The sequence below is a fragment of the Acinetobacter septicus genome (genome assembly GCF_019355975.1).
Taxonomy (GTDB): Bacteria; Pseudomonadota; Gammaproteobacteria; order Pseudomonadales; family Moraxellaceae; genus Acinetobacter; species Acinetobacter ursingii.
In genome coordinates this window covers 2667089-2693209 of the sequence record NZ_CP079898.1, presented here as the reverse complement: position 1 = coordinate 2693209, position 26121 = coordinate 2667089, and the positions used below count along the sequence as shown (strand labels likewise).

Sequence of the window (26121 nt, the reverse complement as noted above, 5' to 3'; positions counted from 1 at the left end):
AAAATAATCACTGAAGCAAAACTTGCCCTAAAACTCACCAAATAGATCGCTTTGTGTCAGAAAGGTGGAGGTGAAAATCATTTGCTGTTGTTAGCTGACTAAAGTTAAGATGATGTCAATCAAAGAACTTAATACTGCCCCATGAATCTCGCCGCCTTTGAAGCCTTTGTAAAAGTGATGGAAACAGGTTCAATTTCGCTGGCTGCCGAACAGTTGTTTATTACCCAACCTGCTGTCACCAAACGAATCCATAGTCTAGAAGAGTATTTTGGAGTCAAATTATTTGAGTCCGCAGGTCGTGGCGTACAACCCACTCATGCAGCGCACTCCTTGTTACCACGAGTCAAAAACTGGCTGAATGAACTTGGAGACATTCATTACACACTCAGCCACGAACATGATCAGGTGCAAGGTCGCTTAAAAATAGGGACGAGCCATCATATTGGCTTGCATCATCTGCCCTATTATTTAAAACAATATGTACAAGAGTTTCCAAATGTAAAACTGGATGTGCATTTTGTAGATTCTGAACAAGCACATGAACAAGTCTTGGCAGGTGATCTGGAACTCGCTTTTTTAACACTTCCACCCCAAGGTGATGAACGTTTAAGCTATATGAATGTCTGGACAGATCCACTCGTCTTTGTAGCAGCCCCATTTCATGCATTGGCACAGCAAAAAAATCTAACCCTTGAAGATTTACTAAATTATCCAAGTCTGTTGCCCTCTGCACAAACCTATACCAGTCAAATCACTTTAGCTGAGTTTGAAAAACATGGCCTCAAACCCAAAATCACCATGAGTAATAATCCACTTGAATCCATTCGAATGCTGGTTTCGATTGGTTTAGGTTGGTCTGTTTTACCTAAAACGCTGGTGAATCAGGACTTGCAGCAACTCGATCTAAATATGGAACTACACCGACAATTAGGTATGGTCTGGCATCCATCACGTAGTCAATCCAAAGCAGCTCAAGCGCTTATTCATTTAGTACAATGTCATTTACACAATGAATCTTTTACACAATAAATCTTTGAGACCTATGTAACCCAGATTTACCGCTGTTTACTGAACTATAAAAAACTTAAAGACAAATAGGAGTAAGTTTATGCTTAAGCCATGCCTTATTCCTATTCAAGAATAACAAATCAATATGATTGAAATATCGAAGTACTGAAATATCAAAGCATGGTGAAGCTAAATAAAAATCGAATGATAGCCTGCCAAGATGGAGCCTCAGCATGTTGACCGAAACTTCAAAATTAGCCAGCGAACAAACTACTGATGATCCAACCCCATCTACTTGTGCAATCAAAACATCTAAAGTTTTAAGTCAAAATACGTCTGCAAACAGTAGTCATCCGAAATTGCTACGGACACCCAATTTACGTGATCATGACAGTGCCAGCATGCGCGTGATTTTACGAGATTATTTCTTAAATACTTTTGATAGTTATGAATGCCTATTTGAATGTCTGGCGAGTGATGAGGCATTTTATAAAAAACCAATTTCTTTACGCCATCCCCTAATTTTTTATTACGGGCATACTGCGACTTTTTTTGTGAATAAACTGTTATTGACCCGCATGATTGAACAGCGTGTTGATCAGAAAATGGAATCGATGTTTGCGGTCGGCGTCGATGAAATGAGTTGGGATGATCTGGACGATACCCATTATGAATGGCCAACACCGCAACAAGTCAAAGCCTATCGCGATAAAGTCCGTCACCTCATATTAGATTTAATTGAACATGCACCACTGACCATGCCTATAAACTGGAATCATCCGTGGTGGGCGATCATCATGGGGATTGAACATGAACGGATTCACCTGGAAACCTCTTCGGTTTTAATTCGCCAACATGATCTAAGTTTTGTAAAGTCGCATCCAAACTGGCAAGCCAATACACAAAGTCGTCATCCACCCGAAAATATGCTGCTTAAAGTGTCTGCGGGAAAAGTCTTACTCAATAAAGAAAAAGAAGATACGTACTATGGTTGGGACAATGAATACGGGCTGCATGAAGCAGAGATTGAGGAATTTGAAGCCTCAAAATATCTGGTCAGTAATCAGGAATATTTAATTTTTGTTGAAGCACATGGCTATCAAACCCCAGAATACTGGCTTGAAGAAGGTCGATCTTGGCTGGAGTTTAGCCAAGCGAGTCATCCTACTTTTTGGATCAAGAAAAAACAGGGTTGGTTTCTGCGTCTGATGACCGAAGAGGTGCCCATGCGCTGGGATTGGCCTGTCGAAGTCAACTACCATGAAGCTAAAGCATTTTGTCTCTGGAAAAAAACAACGAGTAGCTTAAATGTTCGTTTACCGACAGAGGATGAATGGTATCGTTTGTATGATATTGCAGGTTTAAACGAACTCAATGACCATCCTGCCGACTCCAATTTACATCTGGACTATGCTGCCTCCTCCTGTCCAGTTAATAAATTTCAACATGGCGATTTTTTTGATGTGCGAGGTAATGTCTGGCAATGGACAGAAACCCCGATTTATCCATTTGAAGGTTTTGATGTTCATCCGATTTATGACGATTTTACTACGCCCACTTTCGATGGGCGGCACAACTTAATTAAAGGCGGTTCGTGGATTTCTTGTGGGAATGAAAGTTTGTCTTCTTCCCGATACGCATTTCGCCGTCATTTTTTCCAACATGCAGGATTTCGTTACGTGGTTTCCGAACAAAATGCCATACATCCAGACTCTCACTATGAAACTGATCAATTGCTTTCGCAATATGCCGAATTTCATTATGGCGACGAATATTTTGGGGTCAAAAACTTTTCCAAAGCACTGGTTGATTTAGCCATTCAAACTTTGGGAGATCGGCCCAAAATACAAGCACTCGATATCGGCTGTGCGCTCGGTCGCGCGAGTTTTGAATTAGCTCAACATTTTGAATATGTAACGGGCATCGATTTTTCAGCCCGTTTTATCCAACATGGTGTACAACTTGCCAAAGGAGAAACTTTGCGTTACACCCTGACCACTGAAGGTGAATTAGTCGACTATAAGTCCTGTGCCTTACGTGATTTAGGTCTTGAATCTATTCAAGATCGGGTTGAGTTTTATCAAGGAGATGCCTGTAATCTCAAACCTCATTTTACCGCTTATGACTTTATCTTTGCGTCCAACCTCATAGATCGTTTATATAGTCCAAGTAAATTTTTAAAGCAAATTCATGAACGTTTAAACATTGGCGGTGTGCTGATGCTTGCCTCACCTTACACATGGCTAGAAGAGCATACCCCACGCGAAGAATGGATTGGCGGGTTTAAAAAAGACGGCGAAAATTTCACCACACTGGACGGCTTACATGCGCTATTAGATCAACATTTCCGTTTGATTGCACCATCGCAAAAAGTTCCCTTTGTGATTCGAGAAACTGCACATAAGTTCCAACACACTTTATCGGACGTGACATTTTGGGAACGTATCAAGGAATAGGAAATAAAATGCTCACCCCATAAGGGTCATCGTGACAGGCGACATGGATGTCGCCACGCTGGATTGCGGTTGCAGGGATGCACCGTCAATCCAGCAAAAGATTTTTGTTACTTTTCATCTTTGAAAAGTAAGATATACATAAAAATAGACAACCTCGACCCAAATCTCAAAAATCTAGAAACTCTTTATCTGATCAAAATATAAACTAAAGCTATATCTAGATTGAAAACTTAAATCGACCAATCCTGAACTTCCCAACCTTTCTCTTGCGACAATTTCTCTAAACGATCGTCTGGATTTACCGCAATGGCGTGGGTTGCATATTCCAATAAGAACCGATCATTAATCGAATCAGAATACGCCCAAGATTCATTTACTTGACGCCCATCTAACCATTGATCCAGACGAAGCAATTTACCTTGTTGATAACACGGCAATCCTGCGACCTTGCCTGTATAAGCACCTTCGACCACTTCGGCATTGGTGGCAATAATGTTTGTAATCCCAAACTCACGAAAAATAGGCGCAGTGATAAAATCACTGGTCGCGGTAATTCCGACAATCTCATGCCCCAAGGCTTTATGATGTTCAATCGCCGCAAAACCTTGTGGACGCATTTGTGGGCGAATCACCTTTTGCATAAATAACTGATGCAATTCGGTTAAATAGGCATTGTCATGCCGCGTCAAAAACTGAAAAACAAACTCATTATAAGCAATCGGGTCAAGTTGCCCTGCTTTATAGTCTTCATAAAATTGATCATTCATCTGACGATGATGTACGGGATCGACCAAACCTTCATTGACCAAAAACTCTCCCCAAGAATGGTCAGAATCTGTATTAAGTAAGGTGTGATCGAGATCAAACAAAGCCAATTTCATGAAAATACTCGTTAAAACTGAAATTTAAGAAAAAAAATGTAAATCTATCTCCGCTAGTCGATAGAAATTCGTTAAGATCATAGCAATTTTAATGCATTTTACTTTGATCTTTTCGAGCTGGGCTTCAAGAGTGACCGCCCCCGATTTCAAAGTCAACGATATTGATAAAATTTAGGTAGCCAAATGATCGACTCTGAAGGTTTCCGACCCAACGTCGGGATCATTTTGGCAAATGATAACGGACAGGTTTTATGGGCAAAACGCATTGGTCACAATGCTTGGCAATTTCCACAAGGAGGAATCCAGTTTGGAGAAACCCCTGAACAGGCACTTTACCGTGAGCTGAGAGAAGAAGTCGGCCTCTTGCCTGAACATGTCCAGATTATTGCGCAAACCAAAGGTTGGCTGCGTTATCGTTTGCCACACCGATACATTCGACCGGACTCAGATCCCGTATGTATTGGACAAAAACAAAAATGGTTTTTACTGAAACTCACCGCTCCTGCGGGCAATATTCAGTTAAACCTCTCTGACCCTGCCGAATTTGATGAATGGCAATGGGTCAGCTATTGGTATCCACTGGGTCAAGTAGTGAACTTCAAACGTGATGTTTACCGCAGAGCCATGATGGAATTATGTATGTTATTGCCGCAACAACAATCGGCCGAAAAATCACTTCTTTAGCAAGTGATTTTTTGACTGAGTGCTGTTATAACATCACTAAGCGCGATTCATTTTTTGGAGCATATATTCATGTCAAACATGCAACTCGACACCTTAAGACGGATTGTTCAGGAGATCAATGCGTCGGTGAGTTTGCATGAATCTTTGGACATTATGGTGAATCAGGTCGCCGAAGCCATGAAAGTTGATGTCTGTTCTATCTATTTACTGGATGAACGCAATCAGCGTTATTTACTCATGGCTTCCAAAGGTCTCAATCCAGATTCTGTCGGCAATGTCTCATTGCATGTCGGTGAAGGTTTGGTCGGCTTGGTCGGACAGCGCGAAGAAATTGTCAATCTGGAAAATGCCTCCAAACACGAACGCTTTGCCTATTTACCTGAAACAGGTGAAGAAATTTATCACTCCTTTCTTGGCGTACCTGTCATGTATCGCCGTAAGGTGATGGGTGTATTGGTGGTTCAAAATAAAGAACCTCAGGATTTTAGTGAAGCAGCAGAATCGTTTTTAGTGACATTGTGCGCTCAACTTTCGGGGGTGATTGCACATGCCCATGCGGTGGGTAATATCGATGTCTTTCGCAAGCCTACCTCAGGCGCAGCTTATAAGACCTTTCAAGGTGTTTCTGGCGCGGGAGGTATTGCCTTAGGTCGGGCGATTGTGCTTTATCCTCCTGCGGACTTGGCAGCCGTTCCTGATCGTGAAGCAAAAGATATCAGTGATGAATTACAACTCCTAGATCAAGCTATTCTTTCAGTACGCACTGAAATTCAATCGCTTGATGAAAAGATGCAAGATTCACTGATGTCAGAAGAACGCGCACTCTTTAGCGTATTTTTACGCATGCTGGATGAAAATGCGCTGCCTGCCGAGATTAAAGAACTGATTCGGGCAGGCAACTGGGCGCAAGGTGCGGTACGCCGTGTGATTGATAAACACATCAGTCTGTTTGCGCAAATGGAAGATGATTATCTGCGTGAACGCGTTTCAGATTTAAAAGATCTTGGGCGACGGATTTTGGCCTCATTACAGGAAGCCGATTCTAGTCACCGTGAAATCAGTCCCGATAGCATTATTATTGGTGAAGAAATCAGCACAGCCGCACTGGTAGAACTGCCTGTCGATAATATTGCTGCCATTGTCACCACAGAAGGCGCCGCCAATTCACATATGGTGATTGTAGCACGTGCCTTAGGCATTCCAACCGTGGTAGGTGTCACTGAGTTGCCAATTAACACACTTGATGATGCAGAGATGATTGTCGATGCTTATCAGGGACGTGTTTTTATCAATCCCCCACGACGTATGCGCCAACGTTATAAAGAGATTCAAAAAGAAGAAGAACAAATCGCCAAAGATTTAAAACAGTACGAAACCCGCGATGCCATTACGCCTGATGGCGTTGCAGTCCGTTTATATGTCAATACAGGCTTAATGATTGATGTGGTTCGCGGCGTTCAGCGTGGCGCCAAAGGCGTGGGTTTGTACCGCAGTGAAATTCCATTTATGTTGCGTGATCGCTTTCCAGGCGAAGAAGAACAACGCGCCATGTATCGTCAACAACTCAGTCACTTTGCCAACAAACCTGTGACCATGCGCACACTGGACATTGGTGCAGATAAAGACCTACCTTATTTTAGTATTGAGGAAGAAAACTCGGCACTGGGCTGGCGTGGTTTACGCTTTACCCTTGATCATCCAGAGATTTTCTCGACGCAGGTTCGCGCAATGCTCAAAGCAAGCATTGGCTTAAATAATCTGCATATTTTATTGCCTATGGTGACGAGCGTCAGCGAAGTCGAAGAAGTCTTGTATTTATTGGAACGCGATTGGATTGCCGTACAGGAAGAAGAACAGGTTAAAATCACCAAACCCAAAATTGGGATTATGGTCGAAGTTCCAAGCGTACTGTTGCAGATCGATGAGTTTTCAGAATTGGTCGACTTTTTCTCTGTGGGTTCAAATGACCTGATTCAATATCTACTGGCGGTTGACCGTAATAACCCTCGCGTTTCTAGCGTGTATTCACATTTTCATCCATCGGTATTACGTGCTTTGCAACGTCTGGTGAAAGAATGCCATAAATATGAAAAGCCTGTGAGTATTTGTGGCGAAATGGCAGGAGATCCTTTTTCGGCAATTCTATTGATGGCCATGGGTTTCAATACACTCTCCATGAGTTCGAGTAATATTTTACGTGTCCGCAAAGCGATTTGCCATGTACCTATGAGTGATGCAGAAAAGTTACTGAGTGAAGTGGTTAAAATGAATAATCCATTGATGGTTAAAAGTTGGATGGAATACTATTTTAAAAAGCATGGCTTGGGCGATATGGTTAAATCTAATCGTTTATCCGTTTAAATTGACCCAACTAAGATTCTGATAAATAAGGGCACATCGATTGTGCCCTTATTTTTATCTTAGATTCTCAATTAAGCGTTTTTAGATTGGTAAGCTACGCTCCAATATCTGTTGTACTACTCTTGCGTCTGGATCTGTTTCTGGCATTAAAATTAATCCTGTCACACGACCATGAAACTGACTGTAGCGTGACCGGATAAAAGTATTTGCAACTTCATCAGGTGCATAACGTTTTAATAATACAGCCTGAGCGAGTATCACTAAACGACTCACAAAACTTCTTGCCATAAATTGTAGTTGTTCAGGCGATTGTTTTAAGACATCCAATAATTGATTCACTTCATTGTGCAGTTGTGGTACCTGTGAGGTCACGTCATAAAAAGATTCAAATAAAGTCTGAAGCGATGCTGGATGACGTTGAATCGCGCGTAATACATCCAGACACATGACATTACCCGAACCTTCCCAAATTGAATTGACAGGGGCTTCTTTAAATAGTCGTGCCATCATTCCAGTTTCGACATAACCATTACCACCAAACACTTCCATCGCCTCACCTGTCAGTTCAACGGCTCGCTTACAAATCCAGAACTTTGCAGCAGGGGTCATGATACGCGCCCAAGCCTGTGAGAGATCATCCTGATCTTGATAACTCGCAGCTAAATGCATGCTGAGTTGGACTGCTGCTTCACTTTCTAAGGCCAAATCTGTCAGAACTGCCTGCATTAAAGGCTGATCAGCGAGAACTTTGCCAAATGTCTTGCGCTGACGCGTATAAGCAATACATTGCACCAAAGCCTGACGCAAAATGGCAGAACTCCCCACCACACAGGTCAACCGAGTATATGCTGCCATTTCTATGATGGTCGGAATACCTCGCCCTTCTTCTCCAATCATCATGCCCCATGCATCATGAAATTCAACTTCACTGCTTGAATTACTACGATTGCCAACTTTATCTTTTAATCGCTGAATATGTACGCTGTTTTTTGTGCCATCGTCTAACCAGCGCGGAACATAGAAACAAGCCAATCCATTTTCAGGGGTTTGCGCGATCACTAAATGTGCATCGGACATCGGGGCTGAAAAAAACCATTTGTGCCCTGTGAGTAAGTATTCCTGCCCCCGACCAGACCTTGCAATCGGTTTTGCCAAAGTTTGATTGGCACGAACATCTGAGCCACCTTGTTTCTCAGTCATGCCCATGCCAATCCAGATCGATGATTTTTCTGAAATAGGCACATCACGCTCATCATAATTTGTCGATAACAGTTTTTCGCCTAACTGTTGCCACAACTTCGGCTCACGTTGTAATAATGGAATACTGCCTAAAGTCATGGCATTTGGACATAAATTTCCACATTCCACTTGTCCACTGAGATAAAACCGCGCAGCCCAGTCGACCCAGTTTGTCTTAGACTGCGCGGCAATAAATGGATGCGCATGTACACCATATTGACGATTTAACTTCATCCATGCATGCCATGCGGGATGAAATTCCAGATTATCGATACGACGACCGCGCGCATCAAAGGTGTATAATTCAGGCGTATGTCGATTGGCTTGATCAGCCCATAGATAGGCCTGAGTAGTACCAACTTTCCCACCCAATTCTGTAAGCAACGCTTGATCCTGACTGCCATAACGCATCAGGATTTCTTGTAAAACAGGATCGGTTCGATATAAGTTATAGTTCTGTAGCTCATCAAACTGATTTTCGATCTGATGGATCATCCTTGTATTCATTGCTTATCCTTGATTATTTTTATAACAGTATAGGAACAAATCAGACCTGAAGTGTTCGGATTTAATTTATGAAAATCACCAGTATCAAAGTACGTAGAAAGCCCAAGCAGTCAAGAGCCAGATTTACTCAGGATGCACTGATGGATAGCTTTGTTCAGCTTTTACTTGAAAAAGAAGCGAATGCAATCACGATTCGGGAAATTACCGATCTGGCAGGTGTTGGTCTAGGCACTTTTTATGAATATTTCAGCCAAAAAGAAGATTTACTCGCGCTGACCATTCATCATTATGTGCAGCGTAATGCACTGTCCCTACAGCAAGCGTCTGAAAAAGCTCTCAAACCAAGTCCCGATTTGAATACCTATATTCAGGCATTGATCTACTTACAGCTTGAACGCATTGCTGAACACGGCCCTCTCTGGAAGAAATTATTTCTTCTGGAACGACAAATTTCAAATACCGAGATTTATCAGAAGCATTATTTACAACACGTAGAGGCGTGGTGTTTTGTGCTAAAGCAACATCCCGAACATGTGCTGATGGATGTTGAATGGCTTGCACTCAATATTCATCGTATTAGTTATGGTTTTATTTCCCAAACGCTGATGGTTTCGCAACACGATCAAACAACTGACTGGGAACGCCTTGAACAGGATATTCAAATGGCCATTTTTGGATTTATCCAAACATCTTGATAATAATCGATTTTATCTCTTATAAAAATAAATTTAATCGTTTTTACATTGTACAAAATACAGCGTATGTTAAATGTATGAATCATTTACACGGAACAGATTGCCCTCTTTAAGTCTATTCATCATATTGCAATACAGCGCTTTTATGTTGCATAAGATATTGACCTCAGGCATCACAGATTCGATTATTTTTTACAAAATATCCAATGTCATTTAAGGTTGGGAATGTTAGTTATATAGTATTGCTATACCCATGACATTATTAGAATTTTAATCACAAGACCCTGTTTTATGGAGAATTAAAATGAGTGACGATAAACTAAAGTGTCCAGTCACCCACCTTACTACTGATGCAGGTGCGCCTGTTGTAGACAATCAGAATAGTATGACGGCAGGTGTACGTGGCCCTCTTCTTACTCAAGATCTCTGGCTCAATGAAAAGTTAGCCAATTTTGCCCGTGAAGTCATTCCAGAACGCCGTATGCATGCCAAAGGTTCAGGTGCATTTGGAACATTTACTGTAACCCATGACATCACTCAATATACCCGCGCTAAAATTTTTAGTGAAATTGGTAAAAAAACTGAAATGTTTGCCCGTTTTTCTACCGTGGCAGGTGAACGTGGTGCAGCCGATGCAGAGCGTGATATTCGTGGATTTGCCTTAAAGTTTTATACCGAAGAAGGTAACTGGGACATGGTAGGAAATAATACGCCTGTGTTCTTTTTCCGTGATCCTCGCCAGTTTCCTGATCTGAACAAAGCAGTTAAACGTGATCCTAAAACCAACTTACGTAATCCCACTTACAACTGGGATTTTTGGACACTTTTACCTGAAGCATTTCACCAAGTTACCATCGTAATGTCTGACCGTGGTATTCCAGATGGTTATCGTCATATGCATGGTTTTGGTAGCCATACCTATAGTTTTATCAATGCCAATAACGAACGCTTCTGGGTTAAATTTCACTTCCGCACTCAACAAGGGATTAAGAACCTAACCGATGCTGAAGCCGAAGCTCTCATTGGTAAAGATCGCGAAAGTAGTCAATCTGATTTGTTTAATGCCATTGAACGCGGTGATTTTCCAAAATGGAAATTATGTGTTCAAATTATGCCCGAAACTGATGCGGAAAAAGTCCCATACCATCCATTTGATTTAACCAAAGTTTGGCCACATGGCGATTATCCACTGATTGAAGTCGGTGAATTTGAACTGAATCGCAACCCTGAAAACTATTTTCAAGATGTTGAACAAGCGACTTTTGCACCGAGTAATCTAGTTCCTGGCATCAGCTACTCTCCAGACCGTATGTTACAGGCACGTTTGGTGAACTATGCTGATGCACATCGTTACCGCGTAGGTGTCAATCACATTCAGGTTCCAGTCAATGCGCCTCGTTGTCCTGTTCACAGTAACCGCCGTGATGGGCAAGGCCGTATGGATGGTAACTATGGTGGGCTTCCACACTATGAACCAAATAGTTTCCATCAGTGGCAAGAACAGCCTCAATATCGCGAACCACCATTAAAAATTAATGGGGATGCAGATTTTTGGGATTATCGTAAAGACGATAGCGACTATTTCAGCCAACCACGCGCTTTGTTCAATTTGATGAATGCTGAACAAAAACAGGCTTTATTTGACAACACTGCACGTAATGTCGGTGGCGCATTAGACTTTATCCAATATCGTCATATTCGTAACTGCTATGCCTGCGATCCAGCTTATGGCGAAGGTGTCGCAAAAGCATTGGGTAAAACTGTTGCAGATGCACAAGCAGCTCGTGCCACTGATCCAGCTCAAGGTAATCCTGGTTTATTGTAAGTTTCATTGCTAGAGATGAAGATTAACTTATTCGAGTGATCTTTTATCTAAAATAAAACAGCCAGTAAAATTACTGGCTGTTTTGCATTTTAACCTATTAATTGATCATGACTGATTTAAGGCAAAAGCCATCACATAATCTCCCACTTCACTAGAATGTGCTGCACCGCCAACAGAAACCACAATATATTGCTTCCCTGTTTTAGGTGACACATAAGTCATTGGCGTGGCACTAGAACCTACTGGCAAACGGTACTTCCAGATTTCTTGACCTGTTGCTGCATCATAAGCACGTAGGTAATAATCCTGACTTCCCGCAAAGAATAGCACCCCGCCAGCAGTTACCGATGTACCTGCATAAGTTGGCATTCCCATCGCTAAAGGAATATGAGACTTGATGCCCCAAGGTCCTAAGTCTTTTGTGGTTCCTACTGGAACTTGCCACAGCACTTGTTTACTTTTCATATCAATCGCGCTAATGGTACCAAATGGTGGCTCAGTACATGGAGTTTCCATGGCAGATGTCCACATCATGGTGACCATCCCATACGGCGTACCCGTCTGTGGTGAAGGTCCATGTCCTGTACCATCGGATGGATATTTTTTATTAACCTGTGCAAACTCATCGCGTTTTACCAACCAGAATACAGATGGAATACGGATATCGTTCATATAGGCAATCTGATTTTTAGCATCATAGGCCACACTTCCCCAGTTCATTCCACCTAAATTTCCGGGCTGCTCCAATGTTTTATTGAACCCGACTGGCGTAAAGTCGCCTTCATAGCTCATTTTTTTAAACTGAATCCGACATACCAGTTGATCAAATAAGGTAACACCCCAAATTTTCTTCTCATTTAAATGATCAGCACCAATGGTTGGCATACCCACTGAATATGGCTGAGTTGGAGAAAGTGGTTTTTCATCTGGAATCGGGCTTTTTGAAGGTACTGGTTTTTCCACGACATCAGCAATTGGCTGACCTGTTTCACGATTTAGCAGAAAGATTTGTCCACGTTTCGTGGTTTGCATTACCGCTGGAACAATCTGACCATTTTGATCTGGAACATCCATCAATGCAGGCTGCGATGGCAAATCATAGTCCCAAAGATCATAGTGCGTGGTTTGGAAATGCCATTTTTCTTTACCAGTACGCACATCCAATGCCACCAAAGATGAATTATATTGATTCGAAAATTCAGGGCGTTCTTTGCCATAGTAATCAGGCGTATTATTGCCAAGCGGAATATAAACTAATCCGAGTTTGTCATCATAACTTAAAGTCGTCCATGAATTTGGTGTACCACGTGTATAGGTTTGTCCCTCAGGCGGTAATTTATCAATCGCAGGATTACCCAAATCCCATGCCCATTTCAGTTCGCCTGTTTTGGCATCAAAACCACGAATAACTCCCGAAGGTTCAGCAACTTCCTGATTATCGACCACCCATCCACCAATCACGATAGTATCGTTTGCAACCAGTGGTGCTGACGTTTGAAAATAAAAACCAGGTTTGACTTCACCCATGCCTGTCTTCAAATCAACATATCCTTGCTGACCAAACTCCTGACAAGGCTGACCCGTTTTCGAATCCAGCTCTAATAAACGTGCATCATTGGTGGTTTGTACAATCCGCTGCTGACATTGCGCCTGATGATTTTCACGGGTTAATGCGACTTGCCCAATTGAACGTTGAGGTGTTGCCACACGTGCATCAAAATATCCCAAACCTCGACAACGTTGCCACATAGGTGATCGACCGTTGGCATCAAACTTCCAGACTGATTTTCCTGTATCGACATCTAAAGCAGCAATAATGCCGTTACGTGAACAGCTATAGAGCAAGTTGTCGATTTGTAATGGCGTGTTTTGATCGACCCCAGGGCCTTTATCGCCAGTTTGATAGGTCCAAGCAACTTGCAGATTTTTGACATTATCACGGTTAATCAAGGTAAACGGTGAAAATCGGGTTCCTTCATTGGTACGCCCATAGGCTGTCCAGTTTTCAGGCATTCCAAAAGGCGTATGCGCTTGGTAAGACTTGCCATTTGCATATTGGGCATCATGCGGAAAGAAAGCGGCAATCGCCATACCAATGAAAATCACCAGTGAACCTAGACTAAAACCTAGCGTTTTGGCATTGTAATGCTCTTTTCGTAACGCATATAACGCAACAAAAGCCAAGCCCAACGGAACCATAATTCTCGCTAGCATTGGCCAAAACGCAAAGCCCCGTTCGTAAATTGCCCAAAGACCAGTCAAAACCAACGCAATAATCGTTAAATAAAAACCAAGTGCTTTATTTTTATATAATAAAAAGCTACTTGCTAGATAAATTAAACCCAGTAAAAGGTAATAAAACGATCCACCTGTACTAATTAAGCTTATTCCTCCAATGATGAGAAATAAGCTGGTAAATAGCGTGATGAGAATGATTAAAATCCTCATTATTTTCATACTGAAGTGACCTCTTTTTTTGATCTTTTTATTTTTTATAGCATACGTTTAACATAATATGCTTGTCACTTCGTGAAAATTTATTTTACTTTTCACATAAAATAGGAAAAAATGAATTAAACCGTTAACTTATGTCCTTCTCTAATACAATAAAATGGATTAACAAATTTCGATGAAGTTTTGAGTAAATGACTCAACTCCTGCTCAGGCTCATCACGGCTTTCATCCGTCAGCTGAAAGGTTCGATAATGAATTGCCATAGAGCGATGTGCTTGTAAGTCCAAATGTGCATGCAAAGCATCTTGTGGATTCATATGCACATAATGCATCAATTGACGCGGTTCATAAGCTCCGATCGGTAACAAAGCAATTCGTGCATCCCCAAAGCGTTCATGGATTTCCTTAAAATGTGGAGAATAAGCGGTATCTCCTGCAAAGAAACAGTGTCCCTTTTGAGTAATCAGTGAAAATCCGCCCCACAATGCCTTATTTTGATCTCGCAAGCCGCGCCCTGAACCATGTTGTGCAGGGGTGTAGGCAATGGTGACTTCATCATGAAACGGAATCATTTGCCACCAATCCATTTCAATCACATGAAAATCTTTAGAAAGATAATAACGATTGCCCAACCCTGTATAAATCGGCATGGCAAATTTCTGGTGTAACCAGTGTAACGTTGCCAGATCCATGTGGTCATAATGATTATGACTGAGCAACACACCATGAATGGTCGGCAATTGCTCCAGTGCAATGCCTGCTGGACAAACCCGACGAGGACCACGCCCCTGCAACGGACTGGCATATTCACACCAGACTGGATCCGTCAAAAAATTAAAGGGGCCAATTTGAATCAAAACGGTGGCATGTCCTACAAACCAGACTTGCCAATCATCCATATCCGCATTAGGACGATTCTTAGGTAATCCAATTGGCGTATTGATTCTAGACTCATATTCCTGCTGAATATCGACCTGCCATGTAAATGATTCACGCGTGGCAAGCCAACGTAATAATTCTTTTGATCCTTTTGCACCAGAGCGTTTGATCTGATTGTGAAAGTGATTGCTGCTCGCATGTTCTGAATCTGCATACCGAAATGGTGGTTTACTCCATGTATGTGTCCAGCAGGATTGAGTCGGCAATTGATACGTTAATGTCGGCTTCTCTTTCATAGGGTAATTCGGTTATACAGCAATAGTTTAGGGTCGGGTGTTTATTCATCTTAACGATTAAATCAAATTATGCTACTGCTCAATTTATTTGTCTTGTAACCGTCCTTTCATTCGTTGCAACCAGACCTGCTTCGACTGAGGCTTGATAAACAGTGCAACAATTTCAGGGTGAATTTCTCTAGCTTTCATTTCGATACGATTCACACAGATTTCAATATCATCTGAAGTTAAACTATCTTTAAATTCAAGGCTTAATGATGCAATGACCTGATGCGCACCTATTTGCTCAGTTAACACACCATTTGCTGAAAAAACAGCAATATCCTGTTGCGCAATGAGTAAAAGATTTTCGCGAAGCTCTGGATTGGCTGTTTCCCCCATCAGCAAGCCTTTGGTTTCACGTGCCAATAAAAAAGCAGAAATCGCCAATACAACACCTATCAGGATAGATGCCACACCATCCAATACGGGCATATTGAAATAATGCGCTGCGGTAATCCCAATTAAAGCAATAAATAGACCAATCAATGCGGCAGAGTCTTCAAATAATACAGTAAAGGTCGTCGGATCTTTACTGCGTCGAAATGCTTCAAAATAACCCAATGAGCCCTTTTCTTTACGAAATCCTTTCAGTGCGACTCGCCAGGATATCCCTTCACAAATAATCGCAATGCCAAGCACGATATAATTAATCATGGGTGAAACCATTTCTTCGGGTTGGCGAATATGTTGTATACCTTGATAAATTGAAACGATCGAACCCAATGCAAAAACCAGCAAAGATACAATAAAAGCCCAAAAATAAAGTTCACGACCATAACCAAAAGGATGGCGAAAATTGGCCGGTTTTTGTGACTGTTTTAATCCATGCAGCAATAGAATTTCATTGAGTGTATCCACCACAGAATGTACGGCTTCACTCAGCATCGCCGAACTATTCGTTATATAAGCTGCGACAAATTTAACCAAAGCAATGATGAGATTGCCCAATAACGCCGCATACACCACGATTTTATTTGATTCAGCCATCGCAAAACCCTGTTCTTATTTTTTCATTCATTGTTGTTATAGCGGTACTCGATTTATTTACAAAGACTTTTCCTGTTGTCATTTGTTGTTAAAGGGTCTCTGTAACGATCCTTTACCCTGAATATTAGCGTTTAAAATATATCGGTTCTACTTGTTGTTTCTGCTTGCCTGATTTGTGCTTTATACTCAAATCCAATTGTATTGCTCATATTTTGGATTCATTCGATGGAGTTAAGACATCTTCGATACTTTGTCACTGTTGCTGAAGAATTAAATTTTAGTAAAGCAGCGCTAAAACTGTATACCGCTCAACCGTCGTTAAGCCAACAGATTAAAGATTTAGAAGAATATGTCGGTGTTCAATTACTCAATCGAACCAAACGTAAAGTTGAGCTAACCGAGGAAGGCGCGGCTTTTTTAGAGCAAGCTCGTTTAACTTTGATGCAAGCCGATAAGGCAGTCGCCACAGCAAGGCAAATTGCAAAAACAAAACAGCAACGCTTACGCATTGGTTTTGTAGCAGCAGCCGAGGTACACATTTTTCCGCAAGTACTGCCACAATTACGTATTCAACACCCCGAACTGATCACTGAGTTCACTTATCTGGATGAACAACAGAATATTCAAGCCTTGATGCAAAATCAGCTCGACATTGCGTTTACGCATCAAAATCTCAATACCGAGACCATTTGCAGTCAGAAAATATTCGATGAAGTTCTAATTTTTGTCTTGCCAAAGAATCATCCATTCGCCAAAGAAAAAGTGATTCCTTTACATGCCTTGGGCTATCTGGATTTTGTATTACCTAGTGCAGAACAATTTCCCAGCTTATATGCACTTATTTGCAAATTTATCCAGCAGCATGATTTTACTCTACATACTCAGGAAATGGCTGATGTTTTGATCAAAATCAATCAGCTAAAACACCAGAATTGGTGCACGATTTTACCTGCATATGCAAAGAACATGTTAAGTTCTGATCTTGTGATTGCGACATTGGCGATTGATTTGCCAAAGTTACCCTTATTTATCAATTTTAATTCGCAGCAGACGTCAAACCATACAAAAATATTACTCGAACAGCTATCAAAAGTATTTTGTTCTGAGTAAATCATGACTAAAGTAAATGATCAGGGCTGCATGATCGATGAATATCACAGGCACAGTCGCTGCATCAGTTCTGTGAAATCAATAAACCTAACACTCAAATAAATTAAAACGATTTTTTCAGGAGAAACCTGAGCATGTTATCTGTATTACATGGGTTGAAAACTGGATTACAGGGGCTGAAAAGCGGTATTTATAATCGTCCCCACTTTTTTATTTCGTTATGCATTGGCATCGTGATTGCCGTAGTGTTAACGTTCAGCACAACTTGGCATTGGTCAACAATCATTTTGTTGAGCTGGAATATTTCTGTCGGCATATATCTCATTCATGCCAAAAAAATGATGTGGCAGGCAGATCATTCTGCCATGCAATCTCAAGCTCAAAAACAGGATGAAAGTAAATGGGTGATCATGCTTTTGGTCATTCTGGCGCTATTGATGTGTCTTATTGCGATTGTGATGCAACTCTCCTCGATCACTAAAAATACGCCTTTTCAATATTGGCACTTGGGTTTATCCATATTAACCATTATTTCGGCATGGCTATTTATGCATACTGCATTCGCTTTGCACTATGCCCATGATTTTTATATGGCGCGTTCTGATGGCAAAGATGACGGTTTAGATTTCCCCAAAACTCAAGATCCGATGTATCCAGATTTCGTTTATTTTAGTTATATCATTGGTACTTCAGCTCAAACCGCTGATGTGTCGATTACCTCCCGCCCCATGCGGCTACTCAATATTTTCCATGCCATGTTGGCCTTTGGCTTTAATACGACCATCTTAGCCATTTGTATTAACATCGCAGCCAGTTTTATATCGGGTTAATAGACGAGTCTAGACCTGTCTAAAACTAGCGCTGGAAAAAATGATCCGAATTTTATGCGTCTATGTTTATTTGAATCAACTGATTCAAATAATGATGTAATCCCGCAATGTCATCAACAATGGTTAAGGGCTGATATTGTTGAAGCACGGTTATATCATGCACACCATAGCTCACCCCTATACGCGGCATCTCTATATTCATCGCCATTTCAAGATCATAACTGCTATCTCCGACCATAATCGCATGTTGCACATCTACGCCAGTGAACTCTAAAATCTCTTCAAGCATTAAGGGATGTGGTTTAGACATAGTTTCACTGGCTGCACGGGTAATATCAAAGAGCTCATGACTTTGGGTCTGGCTGAGAACACGATCTAGCCCACGACGACTTTTACCTGTGGCAACCGCCAGTTTCATGCCCTGATCTCTTAAATCCTGCAAAAGTTCGGCTACACCGTCAAACCAAGCGTCATGCTTAGAATTTTGCACATAATGCTCGCCATAACTGACCAAGATATCCTGTTGCAAATGTGGAACTTGCGGAAACAAAGTTTGCATCACCTCAGGCAAACCCAGACCAATAATGCTTTGGGCAGCCTCGTCTGTTAAAGGCTGTTCATATTTTGCTGCGGCAAATTTGAGGCTTTCCACAATTTGTCCCACTGAATTAAATAGTGTGCCATCCCAGTCAAAGATAATCAGTTCTGGTCGTTTCATTTTTGCGCTCTCAACTGTGCCACGACACTTTGAATATCTTCAGGCAACGGTGCTTCAATCACAGGATAATCAGGAATTTCCAGACGCATGGCATGCAAACATAAACGTCGCGCTTCTGGGCCCGTGTAAACCGTTTGATGCCCGTATTTATCATCACCCACCAATGGATGACCAATACTCAAACCATGTACCCGAATCTGATGGGTACGCCCAGATAAGGGCGAAGCATAAACCAAAGTGGCTTCCTTAAAGCGTTCAGCAATCACCCATTCGGTTTTACTCGGCTTACCCTCTTTAGACACACGGACACGACGCTCGCCATTGGTCAGTTCATAACGTAACAATGGTGCATCGATCAGCTGCTTATCCAGACTCACTTGACCTTTCACTAAGGCGGCGTAAGTCTTACGAATTTTATGCTCGCGTAATAGATCCTGTAGATGTTTTAAAGTACTGCGTTTTTTGCTGATCATGACCAAACCTGAGGTATCTCGGTCAATCCGATGAATCAGTTCCAAGTACTTCTTACCTGTTGCGGCGCGCATTGCCTCAATCAAACCGTAGGCGACACCACTCCCGCCATGCACCGCGATTCCCGCTGGTTTATTCACAACCAATAAGCCTTCATCTTCATAGACCACACGCTTTAATAAGCTTTGTGCCACTTGATCACTCACAGGCGCAGCAGTTTCATCTTTTGGTTCATAACGAATCGGAGCCACACGAATTTGATCGCCAATATTAAGCTTGCTTTCCGCTTTTATTCGTTTTTTATTGACCCGCACTTGTCCTTCACGAATTAGCCGATAAATTCGACTTTTCGGCACACCTTTTAATCGGCTAAATAAAAAATTATCAATGCGCTGCCCGGCTTGATGCTCGTCCACGTCAAACCAAGTGACACTTTGCCATTGCTGTGTAGAATTCATACAGTATTTGAAACCCGATTATTTATTAAATTTGAGTGAAAAATAACCACTTAGACAGTTGATTTCACAAGAAACATCTATTTAGCCCATAGGCAGATGCTGCAAGGTTTGATATAGTCAGCGCACGGATACCGCCGTAAGTGAACAAAAACGAAAAATATTTCAATGTTTATGAAATTGATTTTCGTTCAAGATTTCATCAAAATCTCGGAAAGGTCCCAAAAGAATATGCCGACGCCGAAGGCTTATTATATCGGCAAAATGACAAACTGTTGCGTTTAATTATGCTTTTGCATATGCAGTTTGTTGAAAAATATATGTCGCCAACCGTTAATGTTGGTTATTAAACGTAAACTGATGCACATCAGACACGTTGCGTCATCATGACCTTTCAGGCTCAAGCGTTGATGCATTGGAACTGCCGAGCACCGATACGATGATCATTCCGTATCAAGACTTTACAAGATAAGTCTTCAAGCTCCGTGACAGTGAAAGTCATCATCCAATGCACCGCTCACTCGCCAGTGAAAAGTCAGGACTCGCCGTTAATCGAAACGGGATGAATACGCGACTGCTGACATCATCACCAGCATCATTCACCGAAGCTACACGTGAGATCAGGGAATTTAGCAGCCAGAGCAAAAAACTTTTGTGATCTGGGTTAAATAAGATGCATGATGACTGCCGACAGTTGTCCGCTTTATCGATGTTCGCATTTTGTCTGAGTGAGTCACTATTAGGTGTCACACCCATGAAACGTATGTTGATTAATGCAACCCATGCTGAAGAAGTACGCGTTGCACTTATCACTGGTAATCGTCTTTACGATTTTGACTTAGAAAATCGTACCCGCGAACAAAAAAAATCTAACATCTACAAAGGTCATGTGACTCGCGTAGAGCCTTCTCTAGAAGCCGTATTTGTTGAATATGGTGCGCAGCGTCAGGGCTTTTTGTCCATGCGCGAAATCGCCAATACTTACTTTAAGGCTGACCCACGTCAAACTTCAAATATCCGCGAATTGATTACCGAAGGTACTGAGCTTTTGGTACAGGTGGAAAAAGAAGAACGCGGCAATAAAGGCGCTGCTCTTTCGACGTTTATTTCACTTGCAGGTCGTTATCTGGTCTTAATGCCAAATAATCCGAAAGGTGGTGGGATTAGCCGTCAAATTTCAGGTTCAGTTCGTGAAGAATTGAAAGAGATGCTGGCATCACTGAACATCCCACGCGGAATGAGCGTCATCGTACGTACTGCGGGAATTGGTCGCTCTCAAGAAGAATTGCAACTTGACTTGCAACATCTACTCGATTTATGGAATCAAATCCAAAATACTGCAAGTTCAGGCCCATCCCCAATGCTGGTTCATCAGGAAGCGGGAGTAGTAACTCGTGCAATTCGTGATTATTTACGTGATGATGTTTCCGAGATCCTGATCGACAGTGAACAGGCTTACAACGAAGCTTATAACTTTGTAAAAGCAGTGATGCCGCGTCAATTAGACAAGCTAAAAACGTATACCTTAAATGAGCCTTTATTTGCTCATTTTGGAATTGAAAGCCAAATCCAAACCGCTTATGAACGTGAAGTTAAACTTCCATCTGGCGGTTCAATTGTTATTGACCAAACTGAGGCTTTAGTTTCAATTGATATTAACTCAGCCAAATCAACTCGTGGTCACGATGTTGAAGAAACAGCCTTAAATACCAACCTTGAAGCAGCCGAAGAAATCGCACGTCAATTGCGTTTGCGTGATATCGGTGGTCTAGTGGTCATCGACTTCATCGATATGACTAAAGACCGTAACCAACGTATGGTCGAAGCGAAATTACGTGAAGCGACTCAAAGTGACCGCGCACGTATCCAGTTCGGTCAACTTTCGCGCTTTGGCTTGATGGAAATGAGTCGTCAACGGTTACGTCCATCGCTTGAAGAGGCGACGGGTTATGTTTGCCCGCGCTGTCATGGCACAGGCATGGTACGTGATCTACGCTCTTTGTCACTTTCGATTATGCGTAAAGTGGAAGAAATTGCACTACGTGAACGTCATGGTGAAGTACAGGTAGAAGTACCCGTTGAAATTGCCGCATTTCTGTTGAATGAAAAACGTCACAGTCTGGTTTACCTAGAACAAACTTCTGGTGTGCGTGTAACGGTACTACCGCACCCTCACCTAGAAACACCACATTACGAAATTCAGTACAATCCAGAAGGTTTTGCTCCAACGAGTTATGAGCGCACTGAAGCAACACGTTCAAGTGAAAAAGAACTCGGTTACGAATCATCTGAATGGCATTTGGAAGAAGCAGATCATATTCACCCTGCTGCTCCTGTTCAGTCTGAGCAAAATAAACGTAAGACTACAGCCCAAGCGTCTGCGCCTGCATCACAGGCAACTGTTGCCCATAAAGTAGCTAGCCCATGCGCATGGTTAGAAAATCTGTTTGTACAAAAACAGGCACAAACTATTGACCAATCACGCTCGGCGCAAAATGCAGCATCTGCAATCGAACAAATGGTCAATGCTGGTGCGGTCAGCCGTGGTCAATTTGGTCAGGTCAACGTTGCTAGTGTGACCGAAACCGTCACTGTTGCGGCATCTGGCAATAATGCGTATATGTCTCAAACGCCTGTAGCTAAACAGGAAGCACGTGACAATATCACTGAACGTGACGAGAAAAATAATCGTCCAAATAACAACAAAAAGCGTAAACACAAAGATCAGCGCGAACGTACCGATCGTGAACAACCACAACAACGTGAGCCAAATCAAGAGCAACAACCTGCTCAAGTTCATGAAGAAGTGGTCCAACTGTCGCGCCATGAACAACGTGAACTCAAACGTCAGCAAAAGCGTCAGCAGCCACAAGAACAAAACCACACGCAAAACCAGGCGCAAACTGAAGTACATGCTGAAGAAGCCGTACCACGTCGTGACCGTAACAATCAGCAACGTCCAAATCGCCCACATCGCAATCGTGACCAAAGTGTATTAGACAATGCCCATCAAACGACCAATAAGCCTGTAGCCAATGATGCAAAACAGGTCACAGTCGATGTGGTTGATGCGCCACGTCATGAGATGATGACGACAGCACTGGTGATTAATGTCGATCAAGCGCAAAGCGAAATTGTGGCATTGAATCCACAAGTTGAACCACAGGAATCACCAAAACAGGCTGAAAATCCTGTTGCAAATCCAGTTGAAGAAGCCGTTGTAACTGAAGCTCAACCTTCTGAAGCAGCGACTAAATCCACTGAAGTTGCGACCGAGCAAACTCGCTCACAAGTGAAACGTGCTAGCAATGATCCGCGTATGCGTCGTCGTCAGCAACGTGAAGCACAGCAATCTAAAGTAGCAGCACCAAAAGTACAGCCATCACAAATTCCTGAGTTGGCCAACTATACTTTGGGTAGCCTCATTCGCCATGTCTATGGTGAAGACTGTACCGTACTGATCGAACAGTTTGGACTTGTGCCAACGTTTAATCGTGCTTTGGTCAAGTTTACTGAGCAATATGCCAGTTCACAGGTCGCAGAAGCAAAAACGGTTGAGGAAGACAAAAAACCTGTAACACGTGATGCACAACTTCCAAGCAAGAAAGCGCTTGAAGAAAGTGAAGCAGCGGAGGTGTTACCATTAACGCCACCAGAAACGCCTGCAACGCGTGTAGCCAATGACCCTCGTGAACGTCGTCGTTTAGCGAAACTTGCGGCAGAACAAGCGCATGAGCAAGCCAAACAAGCTCAAGCTGAGCCAAAAGCTGAAACGGGGAATGAACAAGGCGCAGAAATCGAAGCCGTTGCCTCTGAAACCGTAGCGAGTGCAACTGAAGCTCCTGAAACTGTCGCATCGCCTGAGCAACCGCTTGAAACAGCAACTCCTGTTTCTAAGCAAAAAGCGACAGCACCGACAGAAACCACACAGCCTGAAGTAAAAGCTGAATCAGAAAACGTTTCGAGCACAGCTCAAACTCAACCTGTGCAAGCTGAATTAAATGAAGTAACGGCTTCAGAGCAAGCATCAGAAGTGAAAGCCAATGATGAAACAACTGAAAAATCAGCCACTCAAGAGACTGCTGCTGATGCGGATAAACCAAGTCGTCCGCGTCGTCCACGTGGTCGTCCGCCGAAAAAGGCCAGCACAACTACGGAATAATTTGCACAATTGCATGTAAGTTATGAAAGCCTAGTCATTTCGGTGACTAGGTTTTTTTTGATACTTTATGTCAGATTAGGTTGATTGCACTAGTGCAAAACCTTTAAAACAACTTCTGCGTCATTTTAATGTCTACGTCGTCGTAGCCCGTAGTCATAAAACTGTATTGGATAGATCGAAAAATAATAGGATGTATATGAGCCAGACTGCACAACCCGATATCATTACGCTTGCTAATGTTGCTTCACGCCTCCCTGCTTTTTTGCCCAAAGTACCGCACATTCTTGCAGGTCTTAAGCAAGCCTATTTGCGTACTTCATCTACACCAGCAGGTTTGGGTATTGCCTTTGAAAAAGCAGTCAAACGTAATCCTCAAGGTGATGCTTTATTATTTGAAGATGAGCGCTACAGCTATCAAGATTTAAATGAATGGGCCAACCAGATTGCACACTATTATCTTTCGATAGGTGCGCGTAAGGGTGATGTTATTGCGGTGATGCTGGAAAATCGTTCCGAGCTGATCGCAACAGTTATTGGTCTGGCTAAAATTGGTGTCACCAGTGCATTGGTCAATACCTCTCAAACAGGTAAGGTACTCACGCATAGTATCAATCTGGTCAATCCAATTGCGCTGATTTTGGGCGAGGAAGTTCAATCCTGTATTGATGACATTCGTGCCGATATCAAACTTGCTGAAGATCGCTTTCATTGGTTTGCAGATCAGGCCACACGTCAAAATGTGGGTTCTGCTCCAGCTGGTTATGTCAATCTGGCAGAAAAAATTGATCATTTTGCAAAATTCAATCCAGCGACCACCCATACTGTTCAGGGTAAGGATGGATTGTTTTATATCTATACCTCAGGCACTACAGGATTACCTAAAGCGGTGATTTTCACCCATAGTCGCTGGACACTGGCGTATGGAACTTATGGGCATATCCTTGATTTAAAACCTGATGATGTCATGTATGTTACCCTACCGCTTTACCATGCAACGGGTATTGTGGTGTGTTGGTGTGGCGTGATTGCGGGGAGTGCTACGCTTGCTATTCGTCGTAAATATTCGACCAGTGCCTTCTGGAAAGATGTACAAAAATTTAATGCCTCTGCGATTGGCTATGTAGGCGAGCTGTGCCGCTATCTTATGGATGCACCACCCTCAGAAATTGACCGTGCCCATCGTGTGACGAAAATGATTGGTAATGGCATGCGTCCTAATATCTGGGACAAATTCAAACAACGTTTTGGGGTAAAAGAAGTCTTAGAGCTCTATGCGTCGAGTGAAGGCAATGTCGGTTTTAGCAATATTTTCAACTTTGACAATACTGTTGGCTTCTCTCCGACTCCTTATGCAATTGTGCAATATGACAAAGAAAAAGGGGAAGTCATTCGCGATCAAAAAGGTCACTGTATCAAAGTTGAAACAGGCGATGTTGGACTGCTCATTGGTAAAATTACTCGTCGCTCACCCTTCGATGGTTACACCGATCCTGAGAAAAATAAGTCTGTGATCTTAAAAGATGTGTTTAAAAAAGGTGACTCTTACTTTAATACTGGGGACTTGGTCCGTGACATTGGCTTTCGCCATGCACAGTTTGTCGATCGTCTGGGTGATACTTTCCGCTGGAAAGGTGAAAACGTATCGACCACTGAAGTTGAAAATATGATTTGCGACTATGACAAAATCGCAGAAGCAGTGGTCTATGGTGTTGAAATTCCAAATACCAATGGTCGAGCAGGTATGGCGGCTATCACACTGAGCGATGGCGCAGAATTAAATGAGCAGGATTTGACCGAAATGGTCAATCAGTTCAAAAAGAATTTGCCAGCCTATGCTATCCCTGTATTTTTACGTGTTCAAGCAGTGGTAGAAACCACTGGAACCTTTAAATATCAGAAAAATAAACTCAAGGAACAGGCATTTGATCCGAGTCAAACCGATGAGCGTTTACTGGTACTGTTACCAAATGCAGAAGCCTATTGTGATGTAACTGCTGAGATTTTTGAGAACATTCAGGCGTATAAATACCGTTTCTAGCATATTTTTTGACTAAACAAGAG

17 protein-coding genes are annotated in these 26121 nt (G+C 42.3%); 10 read left to right on the top strand and 7 right to left on the bottom strand.

Annotation, left to right across the window (positions count from 1 at the left end):
- Positions 1–141: 141 nt before the first annotated feature.
- A complete protein-coding gene (locus I6L31_RS12730; RefSeq protein WP_005001319.1) occupies positions 142–1029 on the top strand; it encodes a LysR family transcriptional regulator in 888 nt (295 codons plus the stop codon).
- Between the two features lie 212 nt (positions 1030–1241).
- Positions 1242–3464 carry a 5-histidylcysteine sulfoxide synthase gene (ovoA, locus tag I6L31_RS12725; protein ID WP_005001318.1) on the top strand — a complete coding sequence of 741 codons (2223 nt, stop codon included), beginning with the start codon at positions 1242–1244 and terminating at the stop codon, positions 3462–3464.
- A gap of 230 nt (positions 3465–3694) precedes the next feature.
- Here the strand turns inward: ovoA and I6L31_RS12720 are convergent, their stop codons facing one another.
- The gene (locus I6L31_RS12720; protein WP_005001316.1) at positions 3695–4345 is read right to left on the bottom strand and encodes an HAD family hydrolase; all 651 of its coding nucleotides are present in this window, start codon (positions 4343–4345) and stop codon (positions 3695–3697) included.
- 183 nt (positions 4346–4528) lie between these two features.
- On the opposite strand from I6L31_RS12720, the gene I6L31_RS12715 reads away from it, so the two are divergent.
- The gene (locus I6L31_RS12715) at positions 4529–5029 is read left to right on the top strand and encodes an RNA pyrophosphohydrolase (protein ID WP_004991453.1); all 501 of its coding nucleotides are present in this window, start codon (positions 4529–4531) and stop codon (positions 5027–5029) included.
- A gap of 69 nt (positions 5030–5098) precedes the next feature.
- Entirely contained in the window at positions 5099–7390 is a 2292-nt protein-coding gene (gene ptsP, locus I6L31_RS12710; RefSeq protein ID WP_005001315.1) for a phosphoenolpyruvate--protein phosphotransferase, read from the top strand.
- Between the two features lie 81 nt (positions 7391–7471).
- Here ptsP and I6L31_RS12705 read toward each other — a convergent pair whose 3' ends face one another.
- Positions 7472–9136, bottom strand: a complete 1665-nt coding sequence (locus I6L31_RS12705; protein ID WP_005001313.1) for an acyl-CoA dehydrogenase family protein — start codon at positions 9134–9136, stop codon at positions 7472–7474.
- A gap of 140 nt (positions 9137–9276) precedes the next feature.
- Here I6L31_RS12705 and I6L31_RS12700 point away from each other — a divergent pair, with 140 nt between their 5' ends.
- Together I6L31_RS12700 and I6L31_RS12695 are read left to right on the top strand one after the other, a co-directional pair.
- Complete coding sequence (locus I6L31_RS12700) at positions 9277–9831, top strand: TetR/AcrR family transcriptional regulator (RefSeq protein ID WP_005001311.1); 555 nt, start codon at positions 9277–9279, stop codon at positions 9829–9831.
- A 304-nt stretch (positions 9832–10135) separates the two neighbouring features.
- The gene (locus I6L31_RS12695; RefSeq protein WP_005001307.1) at positions 10136–11656 is read left to right on the top strand and encodes a catalase; all 1521 of its coding nucleotides are present in this window, start codon (positions 10136–10138) and stop codon (positions 11654–11656) included.
- 105 nt (positions 11657–11761) lie between these two features.
- Here the strand turns inward: I6L31_RS12695 and I6L31_RS12690 are convergent, their stop codons facing one another.
- From I6L31_RS12690 to I6L31_RS12680, 3 genes are all read right to left on the bottom strand, one after another.
- Positions 11762–14113: a membrane-bound PQQ-dependent dehydrogenase, glucose/quinate/shikimate family gene (locus I6L31_RS12690; RefSeq protein WP_005001303.1), complete on the bottom strand. Its 2352-nt coding sequence runs from the start codon at positions 14111–14113 to the stop codon at positions 11762–11764.
- Positions 14114–14229: 116 nt separating this feature from the next.
- Positions 14230–15285, bottom strand: a complete 1056-nt coding sequence (locus tag I6L31_RS12685; RefSeq protein ID WP_004991466.1) for an MBL fold metallo-hydrolase — start codon at positions 15283–15285, stop codon at positions 14230–14232.
- Between the two features lie 84 nt (positions 15286–15369).
- Positions 15370–16314: a cation diffusion facilitator family transporter gene (locus I6L31_RS12680; protein ID WP_004991468.1), complete on the bottom strand. Its 945-nt coding sequence runs from the start codon at positions 16312–16314 to the stop codon at positions 15370–15372.
- Between the two features lie 225 nt (positions 16315–16539).
- On the opposite strand from I6L31_RS12680, the gene I6L31_RS12675 reads away from it, so the two are divergent.
- Complete coding sequence (locus I6L31_RS12675; RefSeq protein ID WP_005001302.1) at positions 16540–17424, top strand: LysR family transcriptional regulator; 885 nt, start codon at positions 16540–16542, stop codon at positions 17422–17424.
- A gap of 134 nt (positions 17425–17558) precedes the next feature.
- The gene (locus I6L31_RS12670) at positions 17559–18254 is read left to right on the top strand and encodes a DUF1345 domain-containing protein (RefSeq protein WP_005001300.1); all 696 of its coding nucleotides are present in this window, start codon (positions 17559–17561) and stop codon (positions 18252–18254) included.
- A 52-nt stretch (positions 18255–18306) separates the two neighbouring features.
- On the opposite strand, the gene I6L31_RS12665 is transcribed toward I6L31_RS12670, so the two are convergent.
- A complete protein-coding gene (locus tag I6L31_RS12665; protein ID WP_005001297.1) occupies positions 18307–18972 on the bottom strand; it encodes an HAD-IA family hydrolase in 666 nt (221 codons plus the stop codon).
- Positions 18969–19901 (bottom strand): RluA family pseudouridine synthase, encoded by a 933-nt coding sequence (locus I6L31_RS12660; RefSeq protein WP_005001295.1) that lies wholly within the window; start codon positions 19899–19901, stop codon positions 18969–18971. The genes I6L31_RS12665 and I6L31_RS12660 overlap by 4 nt, the downstream gene beginning before the upstream one ends.
- A 751-nt stretch (positions 19902–20652) precedes the next feature.
- Between I6L31_RS12660 and I6L31_RS12655 the strand changes: the two genes are divergently transcribed.
- Both I6L31_RS12655 and I6L31_RS12650 read left to right on the top strand, forming a co-directional pair.
- Positions 20653–24060 (top strand): Rne/Rng family ribonuclease, encoded by a 3408-nt coding sequence (locus I6L31_RS12655; protein WP_005001293.1) that lies wholly within the window; start codon positions 20653–20655, stop codon positions 24058–24060.
- Between the two features lie 196 nt (positions 24061–24256).
- Positions 24257–26098: a long-chain-acyl-CoA synthetase gene (locus I6L31_RS12650; RefSeq protein ID WP_004991484.1), complete on the top strand. Its 1842-nt coding sequence runs from the start codon at positions 24257–24259 to the stop codon at positions 26096–26098.
- Positions 26099–26121: the final 23 nt, after the last annotated feature.

Excerpts from the sequence above, each read along its gene's own strand:
- I6L31_RS12685 (WP_004991466.1), bottom strand. The coding sequence starts at position 15,285 with ATGAAAGAGAAGCCGACATTAACGTATCAATTGCCGACTCAATCCTGC.
- I6L31_RS12655 (WP_005001293.1), top strand. The coding sequence starts at position 20,653 with ATGAAACGTATGTTGATTAATGCAACCCATGCTGAAGAAGTACGCGTT.
- ptsP (WP_005001315.1), top strand. The coding sequence starts at position 5,099 with ATGTCAAACATGCAACTCGACACCTTAAGACGGATTGTTCAGGAGATC.
- I6L31_RS12695 (WP_005001307.1), top strand. The coding sequence starts at position 10,136 with ATGAGTGACGATAAACTAAAGTGTCCAGTCACCCACCTTACTACTGAT.
- ovoA (WP_005001318.1), top strand. The coding sequence starts at position 1,242 with ATGTTGACCGAAACTTCAAAATTAGCCAGCGAACAAACTACTGATGAT.
- I6L31_RS12665 (WP_005001297.1), bottom strand. The coding sequence starts at position 18,972 with ATGAAACGACCAGAACTGATTATCTTTGACTGGGATGGCACACTATTT.
- I6L31_RS12675 (WP_005001302.1), top strand. The coding sequence starts at position 16,540 with ATGGAGTTAAGACATCTTCGATACTTTGTCACTGTTGCTGAAGAATTA.
- I6L31_RS12670 (WP_005001300.1), top strand. The coding sequence starts at position 17,559 with ATGTTATCTGTATTACATGGGTTGAAAACTGGATTACAGGGGCTGAAA.
- I6L31_RS12680 (WP_004991468.1), bottom strand. The coding sequence starts at position 16,314 with ATGGCTGAATCAAATAAAATCGTGGTGTATGCGGCGTTATTGGGCAAT.
- I6L31_RS12715 (WP_004991453.1), top strand. The coding sequence starts at position 4,529 with ATGATCGACTCTGAAGGTTTCCGACCCAACGTCGGGATCATTTTGGCA.
- I6L31_RS12650 (WP_004991484.1), top strand. The coding sequence starts at position 24,257 with ATGAGCCAGACTGCACAACCCGATATCATTACGCTTGCTAATGTTGCT.
- I6L31_RS12700 (WP_005001311.1), top strand. The coding sequence starts at position 9,277 with ATGGATAGCTTTGTTCAGCTTTTACTTGAAAAAGAAGCGAATGCAATC.
- I6L31_RS12690 (WP_005001303.1), bottom strand. The coding sequence starts at position 14,113 with ATGAAAATAATGAGGATTTTAATCATTCTCATCACGCTATTTACCAGC.
- I6L31_RS12730 (WP_005001319.1), top strand. The coding sequence starts at position 142 with ATGAATCTCGCCGCCTTTGAAGCCTTTGTAAAAGTGATGGAAACAGGT.
- I6L31_RS12660 (WP_005001295.1), bottom strand. The coding sequence starts at position 19,901 with ATGAATTCTACACAGCAATGGCAAAGTGTCACTTGGTTTGACGTGGAC.
- I6L31_RS12720 (WP_005001316.1), bottom strand. The coding sequence starts at position 4,345 with ATGAAATTGGCTTTGTTTGATCTCGATCACACCTTACTTAATACAGAT.
- I6L31_RS12705 (WP_005001313.1), bottom strand. The coding sequence starts at position 9,136 with ATGAATACAAGGATGATCCATCAGATCGAAAATCAGTTTGATGAGCTA.